Genomic DNA, 14,447 nt, shown 5'->3' on the forward strand with positions numbered 1-14,447 from the left:
CTCCCTCGGCCGGCGGAAGGTCACGAGGAGATCGCGTTGATGCGGGTGAAGATGCTCTCCGCGTCCACTTCGCGGGCATAGGCGGCCATCACCGGGTCCACCGCGCGCTTCAGCGCGTCGCGCTCGGTGAACTCGATGCGGCGCAGGCGGCCGGCGCGTTCCAGCGCCTCGATCTTCTGGCCGTCCTCGCTGCTTTCGGCCTGGCGGCCGAAGGTGCCGGCTTCCTTGCCGGCGCGGCGGATCGCCTCCTGCAGCGGCGCCGGCAGCCGCGCGAGCGACTGCGTCGAGAAGCACAGCGGCCGGATGGTGATGGCGTGCTGCGTCATGATGAGGTTCGGCGCCACCTCGAAGAAGCGCATCGCCTCGACGCCCGCGGCCTCGTTCTCGCCGGCCTCGATGACGTTGTTCTGGATGCCGTTGTAGACCTCGTTGTAGGCGATGACCGAGGGCGACATCCCGGCCGCCTGGAAGGTGCGCGACCAGATCGGCGCGCCCTGCACGCGGACCTTGAGGCCGCGCAGCTCCGCCATGTTGGTGATGCGCTTGTTGGCGAAGATGTTGCGCACGCCGCCGCCGGCATAGCCGATCAGCGCGACGCGGGCGCGGCGCTCGATCTCCTGCGCCACCGGGGCGAAGAGGTCCTGGTCCAGCACCGTGTTCCAGTGCGCGAGGTCACGGAACAGGAAGGGCGCGTCCACGAAGGGCGCGGCCCGGCTGAAGGTGGACATGTGGGCCGGCGAGACGATGCCGTAGTCCACCGCGCCGCGGCCGGCCGACATGTATTCGAAATACTGCTTCTCGAGGCCGAGGCTGGAATTCTTGTGCAGCACGAAGTTCACCGGCTGGGCGGTGTAGTACTGCTTCACCAGTTCCTCGAACCGCACCAGGGCGCGGGTAAAGACATGGTCGTCGTTGAACTGCGAGGCGCCGTTCAAGGTGATCCCCTGCTGGGCCCGCGCGACGTGCGGAGCCGCCAGCAGGGCCGTGCCAGCCGCGAGGCCGCGCACCAGGTCCCTACGCTTCATGAACCCTCACTCCCCATCGTTCCGCCGGCTTGGTGCCGGCTGTGCGCGAACTATAGGGGTGGAAGGCCGGACATGGGAACCGTCCGGTTACCTCCCCCTTCCCGCTGGGCGCGCTCTGGCGGAGACTGCGCGCGGCATTGCGGGGGAAGCAGCATGAACCGACTGGACCTGGCCGGACGCGTGGCGATCGTCACCGGTGCAGCGCGCGGCATCGGACTGGCCATCGCGCAGCGTGCCGTCACCTCGGGCGCGACGGTCGCCATCTGGGACATGGACGCCAGGGCCGCCGCCGAGGCCGCCGCCTCCCTCGGCCGTGCCTCGGCGCATGTGCTGGACCTGACCGACGAAGCGGCGATCGGGGCCGGGCTGGCGGCGACGCTCGCCGCGCATGGCCGGATCGACATCCTGGTCAACAACGCCGGCATCACGGGCGGCAACGCGCCATCCTGGGAATTGCCGGTGGCGGAGTGGAAGCGGGTGGTGGAGGTGAACCTGGTCGCCCCCTACCTCGTCACCCGCGCGGTGGTGCCGGGCATGATCGCCGCCGGCTACGGGCGCATCGTGAACATCGCGTCGATCGCCGGGAAGGAAGGCAATCCGAACGCCTCCCACTACAGCGCATCGAAGGCCGGGCTGATCGGCTTCACCAAGTCGCTCGGCAAGGAACTGGCGAAGACCGGCGTGCTCGCCAACTGCATCACGCCCGCCGCGGCGGAGACCGACCTGTTCCGGCAGATGACACCTGAGCAGGTCGCCTGGATGCGCTCCAAGATCCCGATGGACCGCTTCGTGAAGGTCGAGGAGATCGCCGCGATGGCCTGCTGGCTCGCCTCGGAGGACTGCTCCTTCTCGACCGGCGGCGTCTTCGACATCTCAGGCGGCCGCGCGGTGTACTGAACCGTTCCCTGACCGCCGGCAGAAATCTGGATGACGCCCAGGGTTCCACGGGCCTAGCCTCGCCACCCGCCGGATCGCCAATCGCGCGAATGCCGACGGGGAGGTGCAGATGAGCGGCGTCATCGACCAGGACAGGTGGGGCATCTGCGGCTTCGTCAGCGTCCTGAACTCGCTGCATGAAGACGGCCAGATCGAGGAATTCGGCCGTGAACTCAGCCTCGGTGAGATCCACGTGCGTCTCGGCGCCGAGGTGATCACCTATCTGAAGATCATCGAGCAGGAGAAGCCGGACCTCGCCGCCGAGATCATCTCCTTCAGCCGGAAGCTCGGCGGCGATGCGGACAGCATCGGCGCCCTCTGCCGGAAGATCAGGGATCTACGTGCTGGCCGCGCACGGAACGCCGAAGCTCGCCATCGTTTGGGACGGGATCACCGTCGCCATGCCGCCGCATGGCATCCTCGATTTCCTGTCGCGCGCCGGGCTGAACGCGAGGCTGATGCCCGGGTCGTACCGGCTGTCCACGGCTGCGCTCGGCAGTTGCAGGAACTGCGTCGTCGGCGTCGGCAGCCACGAGCCTCCGGACGACTACGGCTACCTGAAGCACTGGGTCTATGTGAACAGGCGCGGCGAATTGCTGAACTGGGGCGGGCGTCTCGACCTGACGCAGAACGCGCTGCCGGAGCGGCGCTATTTCCCCTTCGATTTCATGACCCACATCATCGCGATCGGATAGCCGCCCTGCGGCCACCGCCCGTTGCCAGCGGCGCCCGCCCCGCGCAATCTCCCGCCGATCCCAGGATTTTCGGAGAGGAAACGCGCATGAGCAGCACCAGCAAGATCGCCGTCGTCACCGGCGCGGGCACCGGCGTCGGCCGCGCCGCCGCGCTCGCGCTGCTGGGTGGCGGCTGGACGGTCTTCCTCGCCGGCCGGCGGATGGAGGCATTGCAGGAGACCGCCACCCTGGCCGGACCCGATGCGGGGCGCGCCATCCCCGTCGCCACCGACGTCGCCGACCCCGCCTCGGTCGCCGCGCTCTTCGTGCAGGTGAAGCAGAAATCCGGCCGGCTCGACCTGCTGTTCAACAACGCCGGCCAGAACGTGCCCGGCACGCCCTTCGAGGACCTGACCTACGAGGACTGGTCGCGCGTCGTCGCTGTGAACCTGACGGGTTCCTTCCTCTGCGCGCAGGCCGCCTTCCGCATCATGAAGGACCAGTCGCCGCAGGGCGGTCGCATCATCAACAACGGATCGATCAGCGCGCATACGCCGCGGCCGGACAGCGCGCCCTACACGGCGACGAAGCATTCCATCACGGGCCTGACCAAGTCGCTGATGCTAGACGGGCGCAAGTACGACATCTGCGCCGGGCAGATCGACATCGGCAACGCCGCGACGCCGATGACGCGCCGCATGTCGCAGGGCGTGAAGCAGGGCGATGGCTCGGTCGCGGTGGAGCCGACCATGGACGTGAATCATGTCGGCCAGGCGATCCTGCACATGGCCAACCTGCCGCTCGAGACCAACATCTTCACCATGACAATCAAGGCGACGAAGATGCCGTTCGAAGGGCGCGGCTGAGAGGAAGGTCGGGGGAGGAGAACCTCCCCCGATCCCCCTCCCTTCTTTGGTCACTTGGCGCCGCCGCCGCTGTCAGTTCCCAAGAGCCAAAGAAGGTTGAGGGGGGTTTCGGGGGGAGAAGTTCCCTTCTCCCCCCGCCTTCTACCCTTCCCCCCGCTCCGCCAGCAGTCGCTTCACCTCGTTCTTCGGCACCTTCCCGTAGCCCGAGCGCGGCAGCGCATCCCACACCACGATCCGCGACGGCCACTTGTAGCGCCCGAGGCGCCCGTCGAGATGCGCCATCACCGCCGCCGGGTCGATCGTCGCGCCATCCGCGGGAACGAGCACCGCAACCCCCGTCTCGCCCCATTTCTCGTGCGGCACGCCGACGACGCAGGCCTCGGCGACCGTGGGATGCGTCAGCAGCGCCTCCTCCACTTCCCGCGGGTACACGTTCGACCCGCCGGAGATGTACATGTCCGACTGCCGCCCGGTGATGTGCAGGAAGCCGCGCGCATCGAGGTGCCCGATATCCCCGGTGTGGAACCACCCGGCCGCGAAGGCCTTCGCCGTCGCCTCCTCATTGCCGAAATAGCCTGCCATGACGGCGGGGCCGCGCACGCAGATCTCGCCCGTCTCGCCGGCCGACAGCGGCCGGTTGGCCCCGTCCAGGATGGCGATCTCGATCCCCGTCCGCGGATAGCCGCAGGACCCGATCGGGAAGGCCGGATCATCCTCCAGGCTGTGCCACTCGGGCGGCAGGACGGTGATGTTCCCGGTCACCTCGCCGAGCCCGAAATACTGCACCAGGCATGGCCCGAGCTTGCGCAGCGCGTGCTTCTGGTCCTCCCGGTACATCGGCGCGCCGGCGTAGATGACGTGGCGCAGGCTGGCATGGTCGAACGCATCGACGCTCGCGTCGCGGCAAAGCGCGTTCAGGATCGTCGGCACGGTGAACATGTTGCTGACGCGGTGCTTCTCCACCAGCCGCCACGCCTCCGGCACGTCGAGCCGTTCCCCCGGCAGCAGCACGGAAACCGCCCCGCGCGCCACCTGTGCCATGGCATGGATGCCGGCCCCGTGGGAGAGCGGCGCCACCACCAGCGAGGCATCGCGATGCGTCAGCCCCGGCATCAGGTCCGCGATGTGGTTGGTCACCACGAAGGCGAGTTGCCCATGCGTCAGCGTTCCGCCCTTCGGCCGCCCCGTGGTGCCGGACGTGTAGAACAGCCAGGCCGGATGGTCGCGATCGACCGATTCCGTCCGCATCACCGGCGCGGCGCTGCCCTCGGCCACGAGATCGTCCCAGGAGAGGCCCGCCCCCTCCCCGATCGCCACGTCCAGCATGCAGGCCGGGTTGCCCTCCCGCGCGGCGGTGCGGTGCTCGGGGAAGCCGGTGTCGAAGACATGCGCCCGGCAGCCGGCATTTCCGGCGAGGTAGGCGACCTCCGGCGGGCTCAGCCGGAAATTGGTCGGCACCCAGACCGCGCCGATCAGCCAGCAGGCCCAGCCGGATTCGAAGATGGCATTGCCGTTGCGGGCATGGACCAGGACCCGGTCGCCCTTGGCGATCCCCCGTGCCCGCAGCGCCGCGGCCGCCGCCATGACCCGCGCCGCGAGCCCGCTCCAGTTCCATTCCCGGTCGCGCCAGACGAGCGCCGGCCGGTCCGGCAGGCGTCGCGCCGTCTGGAGCAACAGGCTCGCCAGGTTCGAGGTCGGGATCATTCGGTCGGTCCTCCAGCCACCTGATCTGCCGCGCCACACCGCGCACGGCAAGCGCACCCCGCTTGCGGCGCAAGGCCCAGCCGGGCCAGTCTTGCCGCCAAGCGCCCGCACGGGCGCACCAGAGGAACATCCAGGGAGCACCGCCAGATGACCAGGACCATCACCGGCGCCAGCCGCCGCAGCCTCCTGCTGGGCACGGCCGGGGCCGGGCTTGCCCTGCCCCGCCTCGTCCGCGCCCAGGGGCAGTACCGGGCGGAATACAAGCTCTCGGTCGTCGGCAACCGCCCGATCCCCTTCGCCGAGGGCGCCTTCCAGTGGGCCGAGCTAGTGACCCAGCGCTCCGGCGGCCGGATCAACGTGAAGGTCTATCCCGGCAGCCAGCTCGTCGGCGGCGACCAGACGCGCGAACTGGTGGCGATGCGCCAGGGCGTGATCGACTTCGCCGTCTTCAGCACCATCAACATCGCCCCGCAGGTGCGCGAGGTCGGGCTCTTCCAGCTTCCCTTCCTGATGCCCGACCACCGAGCCTTCGACGCGGTGATCCGCGGCGAGGTCGGCCGCGACATCTTCGGTGTGATGGAACGGCGCGAGGTGGTGCCCCTCGCCTGGGGCGAGAACGGCTTCCGCGAGATCTCTAACTCCAAGCGCGCCATCCGCACGCCGGAGGATCTGCGCGGCATGAAGATCCGCTTCGCGGCAGGGGCCATCTTCAACGACATCTACAACGCCCTCGGCGCCAACCCGGTGCAGATGTCCTTCGCGGACCTTCAGCCGGCGCTGTCCACGGGCGCGGTGGACGGGCAGGAGAACCCGATCAACCTCTTCCTCGCCTTCCGCATGGACACGCTGGCGCAGAAGCACCTGACGGTGTGGAACTACGTCAACGACCCGCTGATCTTCACCCTCTCCCGCACCGTCTGGAACAGCTTCAGCGACGCCGACAAGCAACTCGTGCGCGAATGCGCCGAGGAAGCGGGGCGCAACCAGATCGCGCTGACCCGGCACGGCCTCGGCCTCGACGGCGGCGATTCCTCGATGCGCGAACTGCGCAACCGCGGCGTCGAGGTGACGGTGCTCTCCACGCAGGAGAAGGCCGCCTTCGCCCGCGCCACGCGCCCGGTCTACGAAAAGTGGTCGCAGACGGTCGGCGCCGACCTGGTCCGCAAGGCCGAGGCCGCCATCCGCGCCGCGACGGCCTGAGGGTGAGCGCCGAGCCCGACCCGACCGCGGAACGCGTCAACCCGCGCACGCGGGTCCCGCTCCGCGCCGAGGAAATGCTCATCGCGGCCGCCATGGCCGCGATGGCGCTGATCACCGCGGCCAACGTCGTCACGCGCTACCTGACCAACGTCTCCTTCGCCTTCACGGAGGAATACTCGGTCGCGCTGATGGTGGTGGTCGCGCTGCTCGGCACGGCGCTCGCCACGGCGACGGGACGGCACATCCGCATCGGCGTGCTGATCGACGAACGCTCCCCGGCCTTCCGGCGCAAGGCCGAGGCGGTCGCGATGGTGCTGACGATCGCCTGCTTCGGCATCCTCGCCTGGTACGGCACGCGCCTCGCCTACGACGAGTATCGCTTCGAGGTGCTGTCGAACGGGCTCGGCCATCCGAACTGGATCTACACGGGCTGGCTGCCGCTGCTCTCGCTCGTCGTCATCGGCCGCGCCGCCGGCCGGCTGGTGCGGGTGCTGCGCGGGGCGGAGGGCTGAAGGCATGATCGGCGCCACGCTCTTCGCGCTCTTCACCGTCATGCTGCTGGGCGGGGTGCCGATCGGCGTGGCGCTCGGCCTCGCGGGCGCGACGGCCATCGTGCTCGCGGACCAGTCCATCTTCGCCATGCCGACCAACGTCTATGCCGGCATCGCCAAGTATCCGCTCATCGCCATCCCGATGTTCGTGCTGGTCGGCAGCGTCTTCGACCGGACGGGCGTGGCGCTGCGCCTGGTGCGCTTCGCCACCGCCGTCGTCGGCGCCGGGCGCGGGGCGCTGGCCTCGGTCGCGGTGCTGGTGGCGATGGTGATCGGCGGGATATCCGGCTCAGGCCCTGCGACCTCGGCCGCCGTCGGTCAGGTGGTGACGCGCAGCATGGTGAAGGACGGCTACCCGCGGTCCTTCATCGCCAGCACGGTCGGCGCGGCGGCGGCGACGGACATCCTGATCCCGCCTTCCATCGCGTTCATCATCTATGCCGTGCTGGTGCCCGGCGTCTCGGTGCCGGCGATCTTCATGGCCGGCATGTTCCCGGGCATCCTCGCCGGCATCGCCATCATCGTGCCCATCGTCATCATCTCGATCATCAAGGATTTCGGCGGCAAGGCGCGCACCGAGGAACGCCTGCGCGTCTGGACCACCTTCAAGGAGGCGATCTGGGGCCTGATGGCGCCGGTGGTCATACTCGGCGCCATGCGCTCCGGCTTCGTCACGCCGACCGAGGCGGCGGTGCTGGCGGTCTTCTATGGCCTCTTCGTCGGCTTCGTGGTCTATCGGTCGCTGACCCTGCGCGACGTCTACGAGATGCTGGTCGAGGCGGGCGAGCTCTCCGCGGTGATCCTGATCGTGGTCGCGCTGGCGAGCGTCTTCGCCTGGTCCACCTCGACGCTGGGCATCGTGCAGCCGATCGCAACCTGGATCGTCGGCCTCGGCCTCGGGGAATACGGGACGATCGCCCTGCTGATGGTGGTGCTGATCGTCATCGGCATGTTCCTGGACGGCGTCTCGACCTTCCTGATCCTGCTGCCTGTGCTGATCCCGATCGCCAACAACTTCCACTGGGACCTGACCTGGTTCGGCGTGATCCTGACCATGAAGATCGCCATCGGCCAGTTCACCCCGCCCATGGCGGTGAACCTCATGGTTTCCTGCCGCATTGCCGGGGTCAGCATGGAATCCACCATCCCATGGGTGGTGTGGATGATCCTCGCGATGTTCGTCGCGCTGTCCCTCGTGGTGGTCTTCCCCGACATCGCGCTCTGGCTGCCGCGCGTGATGGGGCTCGGATGAAGAAGGGGCGGGCATCGCGCCCGCCCCTGTCGGTGCCTCAGCCCTGCGGCTGCGGCACGATGCGGATGTAGGGCTTCGGTTCCTTCCAGCCCGCCGGGAAGAGCTTCTTCGCGTCGTCGTTGTTGACCGAGCCGGCGATGATCACGTCCTGCCCATGCGTCCAGTTGGCCGGCGTCGCCACCTTGTGCTTCGAGGTGAGCTGAAGGCTGTCGAGCAGGCGCAGGATCTCGTCGAAGTTGCGCCCGGCCGTCATCGGGTAGGCGAGATACGCCTTCACCTGCTTGTCGGGCCCGATGAAGACGACGACGCGCACCGTCTGGTTGTTCGCCGCCGTGCGGCCTTCCGAGGTGGTCCCCGCATCCGACGGCAGCATGCCGTAGAGCTTGGACACTTCGAGGGAAGGATCACCGATCATCGGGTAGGTCACGGTGTGGCCCGTCACCTCCGCGATGTCGCCTTCCCAGCGCTTGTGGCTGTCCACCGGATCGACGCTGAGGCCGATGATCTTGGTGTTGCGCTTGTCGAATTCCGGCTTCAGCCCGGCCATGGTGCCGAGCTCGGTCGTGCAGACCGGGGTGAAGTCCTTCGGGTGGCTGAACAGGATGGCCCACGAATTGCCGATCCAGTCGTGGAAGCGGATGCGGCCCTGGGTGGTCTCGGCTTCGAAGTCCGGTGCGGTCTGGCCGATCGCGATGCTCATGGCATGTGCCTCCTGGGGGTTGGTGGCGCGCAGGCGAGCATGCGCGGCACGGCGCATCAAGCCGAAGCATGCTATGCCATGCGCCGCCCGCGCCGGGGGCGGAGATTGCACCTCGATCCGATACGGGAGCAAGACATCGTCCGCTCAGCGCGCGGCGACGCGACGGACCGCGTCGGCGACGCGCGCGGGCGAGATCCGCATCGCATCCTCGAGCGGCGGGCTGAAGGGCACCGGGGCGCGCGGGGCGCCGAGCCGCTCCGCCGCGCGCAACCCAGCGGGCCCGAGCGCTTCCACCACCCGCGCAAGCACCTCCGCCCCGAAGCCCGACACCGTGACGGCCTCATGCACCACCAGCAACCGACCGGTCCGCCGCGCCGAGGCCACCACCGCTCCCTCGTCCCACGGCCAGAGGCTGCGCAGGTCGAAGACGTCGCAGGCGATGCCGCTCTCGCGCACGCCCTGCTCGACGACGGGCACGCAGGCCGACCAGGTGACGATGGTCGCCGCGTCACCCTGCGCCGCCTGGCGTGCCACGCCGAAGGGCAGCGGCGCGACGTCGTCGGGCACCTCGCCCTCGGCGGTCCACAGGTTCTTGGGTTCGAGCAGCACCACCGGATCGTCACTGCGGATCGCGGCCTTGAGCAGACCCGCGGCATCGGCCGGCGTGCCGGGCGCGGCGACGACCAGCCCGGGGATGTGCGTGAGCCAGGCCTCCAGGCATTGGCTGTGCTGCGCCGCCGAGTTGCGCCACATGCCCTGCGGCATCCGCACCACCAGCGCCGCGCGCCCCTGCCCGCCGAACATGTAGCGGACCTTGGCGATCTGGCTCACCAGCTCGTCCATCGCGCAGAGGGTGAAGTCGGCGATGCGCATCTCGACCACCGGCCGCGTGCCGCACAGCGCGGCGCCGAGGCCAGCGCCCATGATCGTGCTCTCGCTGATCGGGGTGGAGACGATGCGCTCCGCGCCGAACTCCTGCGCCAGCCCCCTGTACTGGCCGAAGATGCCGCCCTGGACGAGATCCTCGCCCAGCGCCCAGACCAGCGGGTCGCGGCGCATCTCCTCGGCCAGCGCGCGGCGGGCGGCCTCGGCGAAGGTCATGCGGGCCATGCCGGCGCCCCTGAATCCTGCACGTCGCTGAAGGCGGCACCGAGGTCCGGCCAGGCTGCGGCCATGGCGGCAGCGCGGTGGCTGGCCATCTCGGCCTCGGCGTCCGCCTCGATGGCGGCGATTTCCGTGGCCGCGACGCCGGCCGCCTCCAGCGCGGCGCGAAGGCGTCCGATGCAGTCGCGGTCGCGTGCCGCGGCGGCCTCCTCCGCCGGTCGATAGGCGGCGGCATCGGTGCCGGTGTGGCCTTCCCAGCGGTAGCATTTCGCGTGCAGGAACTGCGGCCCACCCCCGGCGCGGATGCGCGCGACGAGGTCCGCCGCGGCGCCATCCACGGCGAGCACGTCTTCCCCATCGACCACGGTCGCCGGCACGCCGCAGGCTTCGGCGCGCACCGCCGGCCCGCCGCCCGCCGTGACCGCGCTGTTGCGGGTGAAGGCGGCGAAGCCGTTGTCCTCGCAGACGAAGAGCACCGGCAGGCGGTACAGCGCCGCCCAGTTCATGCCTTCGAGGAACGGTCCGCGGTTCACCGCACCGTCGCCGAAGAAGCAGGCGACGATCGCTTCCTCCTGCTTCAGGCGGATCGCCTGCGCCGCGCCGCAGGCGATCGGGATGCCCGCGCCGACCACGCCATTGGCCCCGAGCATCCCCACCGTGAAATCCGCGATGTGCATGGACCCGCCCTTGCCGCCGCAGCAGCCGCCGGCGCGGCCGTGCAATTCGAGCATCATCGCCCCCGCATCCGCACCCTTGGCGATCGCGTGCCCGTGCCCGCGATGGGTGCTGGTGATGCGGTCCGCCCGCCGCAGGTTGGCGCAGACGCCGACCGCCACGCCCTCCTGCCCGATCGAGGGATGCACCACCCCCGGCGCCTCGCCGGCGCGCATTGCCGCCACCGCCTCGCGCTCGAAGGCCCGGATGCGCGCCATGTCGCGCAGCATCGCGATCCGCCGCGCCGTCTCGTTGGACGCGCCCGCCATGCGAACCCCCTCCCCCCTTTTGCCGCGTCCTTCGCTGGGCTCTACTCCCGAGGAGGGAGAAGGAACGCCGCCATGCTGGACCGGCTCATCGTCGTGGACAGCGTCACCCGGCTGGGGCCGGAGGCGCAAGGCCGCGTCATCGTCGGCGGGTCGCATGGCGGGATCTATGCGGCCTACCTGTCGGCCAAGGCGCGCGTGGCCGGCGTGCTGCTGAACGATGCCGGGCTCGGCCTGGATCGTGCGGGCATCGCGGGTCTGGACCATCTCGATCCGCTCGGCATTCCGGCCGCCTGCTGCTCCCACCGCAGCGCACGCATCGGGGACGGCTTCGACCTGCTCGGGCGCGGTATCGTCAGCCATGTGAACCGCGCCGCCGCCGCGCTCGGCATCGAAGCCGGCATGTGGTGCCGGGAAGCCGCGCGTCGGCTCGCCGCCGCGCCCGTGCCGGCGATGGACGCCCCCGACAGCGTCGAATCCCGCTTTCCCATCGACCTGCCGGGCCTGAACCGCGCCCGCGCCTGCGCGATGGATTCCAATTCGCTGATGACGCCCGATGACGACGGCACCGTCGTCGTCACCGGCAGCCATGGCGGGCTGCTCGGCGGCAGACCGGAAAGCGCCGCGCGCGCCGCCGTCTTCGCCGCGCTCTACAACGATGCCGATGGCGGCATCGACGGCGCGGGCTACACCCGGCTGCCGGCGCTCGATGCACGTGGCATCGCGGCGGCCACCTATTCCGCCTGGACGGCGCGCATCGGGGATGGACGGTCGGCCGTGGCCACCGGCATCGTCTCCGCCGTGAACAGGCGCGCCGCGTCGCTCGGGCTGAAGCCCGGCGGCACGGTGCGCGACGCCGTCACCCTGCTTGCCGAAGCGATCGAGAAGGACCATCGCGCGTGACCGACGCCCCCGCCTCCAACACCACACTGACGATCACGGGCGGGGAGGCGCTGGCGCGCATGCTCGAGGCCCACCACGTCGGCCCGATGTTCGGTATGGGCGGCTTCCAGTTGCTGCCCTTCTACGAGGCGGTGCGCGCGCTCGGCCTGAAGCACTATCTCATCAACGACGAACGCTGCGGCACCTTCGCCGCCGATGCCTGGGCGCGGGTGACGAACCGCCCCGGCGTGGTCGATGCGACGCTCGGGCCGGGCGCGACGAACCTCGTCACCGGCCTGGTGGAATCGCTGAACGCGGGTATCCCGCTGGTGGCGATCACCGGCGACGCCAACCGCGACCATGCCTGGAAGAACATGACGCAGGAGGCGCGGCAGGTGGAGATCCTCCGCCCCGCCTGCAAGGAACTCATCCGCATCGAGAGCACGAAGCGCATCCCGGAGATGGTCCGCCGCGCCTTCGCCGTCGCCACCTCCGGCCGCCCCGGCCCCGTGGTGCTCGACCTGCCCGAGGATGTCTGCCACGGCGAACATACCTTCGGCGCCGACGAGATCTGGGCCGATCCGGGCACGCTGCAGGCCCAGGCGCGGCGCACCCGGCCCGACGGAAGCGAACTGGACCGCGCCGCGGCATTGCTGGCCAAGGCGAAGCGCCCGCTGCTGCTGGTCGGCGGCGGCATCCATGTCAGCGGCGCGCATGACGCGCTGCTGGCGCTCGCGGAGGCCGGGCGCATCCCCGTCGCGCACACCATGTCGGGCAAGGGTGCCATCGCCTGCACGCACCCGCTCTCGCTTGGCGTCTTCGGGCGCTACAGCCGCATCGCCAACGACTTCATCGCCGAGGCCGACCTGCTGATCGTCGTCGGCTGCAAGCTCGGGGAGATCGCGACCAAGCGCTTCTCCCTGATGCCCGCCGGCGTGCCGCTGATCCACATCGAGATCGTGCCGGAGGAGATCGGCCGCACCACCCGTGCCGATGTCGCCCTCGCCGCCGATGCGCGGCTGGCGCTGGAGGACCTGCTCGCCGCCCTGCCGAAAGGCCCCCTGCCCGATGGCCGCGCCGACTTCGCCGCCGCCGTCGCCCCGCGCATGGCCGCCTGGCGCGTCGGCGCCGCCGACCGGCTGGAATCCAGCGAGACGCCGATCAATGTCGGGCGCCTGATCAACGAGTTGAACATCGCCATGGGCGAGGAGGACATCCTGGTCGCCGATGGCGGCTTCGCCGGCCACTGGGGCGGGCTGCTGTTCGACACCAAGAAGTCCGGGCGCCACTTCATCGCCGACCGTGGCTTCGCCTCCATCGGCTACGGCGCGCCGGGTGCCATGGGCGCGCAGATGGCCGCCGGCCCGAAGCGGCGCGTGGTCGGCCTGACCGGCGACGGCGGCTTCAACATGACGATCGGCGAGATCGAGACCGCCCGCCGAGCCGGCGCGAACTTCGTGCTCTGCGTCTTCAACAACGGCGCCTCGGGCTACGTGAAGGCGCTGCAGCACGCGGTCTATGGGCCGGGGAAATACCAGTCCTCGGACCTCGCGGAGACCGACTACGCCGCCGCCGCCCGCGCCTTCGGCTGCCGCGGCATCCGGGTGGAGGACCCCGCCGACCTCTCCCGCGTCATCCGCGAGAGCGTGGCCGCCACCGACGCGCCCACGGTGCTCGACGTGATCGTGACGCGCGATCCCGCCCGCATGCTGCCCGGCGTGGACAACCGCACCCTGCGCGTGGAGAAGGGGGACCGGCCGGTCTGATCGCGCCGCGGGAAGGCTGCAGAATCGCCGCAATCTGCGCTATTCTTCGGGTTGGCGGCCCTGCGCCGCCACGGACCTTCCGCCATGCGACCCGCGTCTGCGCTCCTGCTTCCCGTCTTCCTCGCGGCCCTGCCCTGGGCGCCTGCCGGGGCGCAGGGTTCCGACGCCACGCCGCCACTGCCGCGCGTCGTCTACGGCGCGCCCGCGCCCAGCGTCATCTACGGCCCCTCCTCGCCGGCGCCTCCCCGTGAGATCCCGGCCGAGGCGCGCCCCGCTCCGCCGCCCGCCCAGCCCGAGACCAGCCTCCGCTACGAATCGGGGCCGGCCTATGTGCCGCCGCTGGGCTACTGGGCCCCCCCGCCCTTGTTCATTCATCCGCCGCGGCACATGCGCCCGCTGCCGCCGGTCTCGGTGCCGGCGGCCCGCGGGGGCTATTACGAACCGCCCCAGCCGCCCGGCACCTATATCGGGCGCCCGCCCTCCGCCCCGCCGGAGCCGCAGCGGGGCCTCGAGCGGGGCCTCGAGCGGCCATGGCGCCGATGAGGCCGGGGTGGACACATCGCCACATCCCCGCCATGGCACCACCGCAGATTGCAGTTGCATGGGCGCGCCGCCCGTTAAGGATGCAGTCATGAAGAGAACCGCACGACTCGTCACGGTCGGGCTGCTGGCGATGTCCGCGGCGGCCTGCACCAATCCTTACGACCCCACGCAGCGCGCGGTGGGGGGCGGGCTGATCGGCGCCGGCAGCGGCGCGGCGATCGGCGGCATCGCCGGCGGTGGCCGCGGCGCGGCCATCGGCGCGCT

At 70.4% G+C, this 14,447-nt stretch carries 14 protein-coding genes; 9 read left to right on the forward strand and 5 right to left on the reverse strand.

Features of this window, described 5'->3' with window-relative positions; all coding sequences use genetic code 11:
- Nucleotides 1-20: 20 nt before the first annotated feature.
- Nucleotides 21-1,025 (reverse strand): TRAP transporter substrate-binding protein, encoded by a 1,005-nt coding sequence (locus GXW76_RS07545; RefSeq protein ID WP_211861388.1) that lies wholly within the window; start codon nucleotides 1,023-1,025, stop codon nucleotides 21-23.
- A gap of 153 nt (nucleotides 1,026-1,178) precedes the next feature.
- On the opposite strand from GXW76_RS07545, the gene GXW76_RS07550 reads away from it, so the two are divergent.
- The 3 genes from GXW76_RS07550 (at nucleotide 1,179) to GXW76_RS07560 (ending at nucleotide 3,501) form a co-directional block, all read left to right on the forward strand.
- Nucleotides 1,179-1,922 carry an SDR family NAD(P)-dependent oxidoreductase gene (locus tag GXW76_RS07550; protein WP_211861389.1) on the forward strand — a complete coding sequence of 248 codons (744 nt, stop codon included), beginning with the start codon at nucleotides 1,179-1,181 and terminating at the stop codon, nucleotides 1,920-1,922.
- A gap of 335 nt (nucleotides 1,923-2,257) precedes the next feature.
- Nucleotides 2,258-2,656 (forward strand): hypothetical protein, encoded by a 399-nt coding sequence (locus GXW76_RS07555; protein WP_211861390.1) that lies wholly within the window; start codon nucleotides 2,258-2,260, stop codon nucleotides 2,654-2,656.
- 86 nt (nucleotides 2,657-2,742) lie between these two features.
- A complete protein-coding gene (locus GXW76_RS07560) occupies nucleotides 2,743-3,501 on the forward strand; it encodes an SDR family oxidoreductase (protein ID WP_211861391.1) in 759 nt (252 codons plus the stop codon).
- 141 nt (nucleotides 3,502-3,642) lie between these two features.
- On the opposite strand, the gene GXW76_RS07565 is transcribed toward GXW76_RS07560, so the two are convergent.
- Nucleotides 3,643-5,205: an acyl-CoA synthetase gene (locus GXW76_RS07565; protein ID WP_211861392.1), complete on the reverse strand. Its 1,563-nt coding sequence runs from the start codon at nucleotides 5,203-5,205 to the stop codon at nucleotides 3,643-3,645.
- A 147-nt stretch (nucleotides 5,206-5,352) separates the two neighbouring features.
- Between GXW76_RS07565 and GXW76_RS07570 the strand changes: the two genes are divergently transcribed.
- The 3 genes from GXW76_RS07570 to GXW76_RS07580 are packed head-to-tail and all read left to right on the forward strand — an operon-like array spanning nucleotide 5,353 to nucleotide 8,208.
- Complete coding sequence (locus GXW76_RS07570) at nucleotides 5,353-6,405, forward strand: DctP family TRAP transporter solute-binding subunit (protein WP_211861393.1); 1,053 nt, start codon at nucleotides 5,353-5,355, stop codon at nucleotides 6,403-6,405.
- A 2-nt stretch (nucleotides 6,406-6,407) separates the two neighbouring features.
- Nucleotides 6,408-6,917 (forward strand): TRAP transporter small permease, encoded by a 510-nt coding sequence (locus GXW76_RS07575; RefSeq protein WP_338150910.1) that lies wholly within the window; start codon nucleotides 6,408-6,410, stop codon nucleotides 6,915-6,917.
- Nucleotides 6,918-6,921: 4 nt separating this feature from the next.
- Complete coding sequence (locus GXW76_RS07580; RefSeq protein ID WP_211861394.1) at nucleotides 6,922-8,208, forward strand: TRAP transporter large permease; 1,287 nt, start codon at nucleotides 6,922-6,924, stop codon at nucleotides 8,206-8,208.
- 37 nt (nucleotides 8,209-8,245) lie between these two features.
- Here GXW76_RS07580 and GXW76_RS07585 read toward each other — a convergent pair whose 3' ends face one another.
- The 3 genes from GXW76_RS07585 to GXW76_RS07595 form a co-directional block, all read right to left on the reverse strand.
- Nucleotides 8,246-8,908 carry a peroxiredoxin gene (locus GXW76_RS07585; RefSeq protein ID WP_211861395.1) on the reverse strand — a complete coding sequence of 221 codons (663 nt, stop codon included), beginning with the start codon at nucleotides 8,906-8,908 and terminating at the stop codon, nucleotides 8,246-8,248.
- 144 nt (nucleotides 8,909-9,052) lie between these two features.
- Complete coding sequence (locus GXW76_RS07590; RefSeq protein ID WP_211861396.1) at nucleotides 9,053-10,018, reverse strand: alpha-ketoacid dehydrogenase subunit beta; 966 nt, start codon at nucleotides 10,016-10,018, stop codon at nucleotides 9,053-9,055.
- Nucleotides 10,006-10,995 (reverse strand): thiamine pyrophosphate-dependent dehydrogenase E1 component subunit alpha, encoded by a 990-nt coding sequence (locus GXW76_RS07595; protein ID WP_211861397.1) that lies wholly within the window; start codon nucleotides 10,993-10,995, stop codon nucleotides 10,006-10,008. Before GXW76_RS07595 ends, GXW76_RS07590 begins: the two co-directional genes overlap by 13 nt.
- Before the next feature lie 72 nt (nucleotides 10,996-11,067).
- Between GXW76_RS07595 and GXW76_RS07600 the strand changes: the two genes are divergently transcribed.
- From GXW76_RS07600 to GXW76_RS07610, 3 genes are all read left to right on the forward strand, one after another.
- Nucleotides 11,068-11,895, forward strand: coding sequence for a hypothetical protein (locus GXW76_RS07600; protein WP_211861398.1), 828 nt, complete (start codon nucleotides 11,068-11,070; stop codon nucleotides 11,893-11,895).
- On the forward strand, nucleotides 11,892-13,640 hold the full coding sequence (locus GXW76_RS07605) for a thiamine pyrophosphate-binding protein (protein ID WP_211861399.1): 1,749 nt from the start codon (nucleotides 11,892-11,894) through the stop codon (nucleotides 13,638-13,640). Before GXW76_RS07600 ends, GXW76_RS07605 begins: the two co-directional genes overlap by 4 nt.
- An 84-nt stretch (nucleotides 13,641-13,724) precedes the next feature.
- Nucleotides 13,725-14,183 (forward strand): hypothetical protein, encoded by a 459-nt coding sequence (locus tag GXW76_RS07610; protein ID WP_211861400.1) that lies wholly within the window; start codon nucleotides 13,725-13,727, stop codon nucleotides 14,181-14,183.
- Nucleotides 14,184-14,447: the final 264 nt, after the last annotated feature.

It is taken from the genome of Neoroseomonas soli, assembly GCF_018129065.1.
Classification (GTDB): Bacteria; Pseudomonadota; Alphaproteobacteria; order Acetobacterales; family Acetobacteraceae; genus Neoroseomonas; species Neoroseomonas soli.

Bases quoted from the DNA above. Each gene is read 5' to 3' on its own strand.
- GXW76_RS07610 (WP_211861400.1), top strand. From the start codon at position 13,725: ATGCGACCCGCGTCTGCGCTCCTGCTTCCCGTCTTCCTCGCGGCCCTG.
- GXW76_RS07590 (WP_211861396.1), bottom strand. From the start codon at position 10,018: ATGGCCCGCATGACCTTCGCCGAGGCCGCCCGCCGCGCGCTGGCCGAG.
- GXW76_RS07550 (WP_211861389.1), top strand. From the start codon at position 1,179: ATGAACCGACTGGACCTGGCCGGACGCGTGGCGATCGTCACCGGTGCA.
- GXW76_RS07595 (WP_211861397.1), bottom strand. From the start codon at position 10,995: ATGGCGGGCGCGTCCAACGAGACGGCGCGGCGGATCGCGATGCTGCGC.
- GXW76_RS07560 (WP_211861391.1), top strand. From the start codon at position 2,743: ATGAGCAGCACCAGCAAGATCGCCGTCGTCACCGGCGCGGGCACCGGC.
- GXW76_RS07585 (WP_211861395.1), bottom strand. From the start codon at position 8,908: ATGAGCATCGCGATCGGCCAGACCGCACCGGACTTCGAAGCCGAGACC.
- GXW76_RS07565 (WP_211861392.1), bottom strand. From the start codon at position 5,205: ATGATCCCGACCTCGAACCTGGCGAGCCTGTTGCTCCAGACGGCGCGA.
- GXW76_RS07600 (WP_211861398.1), top strand. From the start codon at position 11,068: ATGCTGGACCGGCTCATCGTCGTGGACAGCGTCACCCGGCTGGGGCCG.
- GXW76_RS07555 (WP_211861390.1), top strand. From the start codon at position 2,258: ATGCGGACAGCATCGGCGCCCTCTGCCGGAAGATCAGGGATCTACGTG.
- GXW76_RS07580 (WP_211861394.1), top strand. From the start codon at position 6,922: ATGATCGGCGCCACGCTCTTCGCGCTCTTCACCGTCATGCTGCTGGGC.
- GXW76_RS07570 (WP_211861393.1), top strand. From the start codon at position 5,353: ATGACCAGGACCATCACCGGCGCCAGCCGCCGCAGCCTCCTGCTGGGC.
- GXW76_RS07545 (WP_211861388.1), bottom strand. From the start codon at position 1,025: ATGAAGCGTAGGGACCTGGTGCGCGGCCTCGCGGCTGGCACGGCCCTG.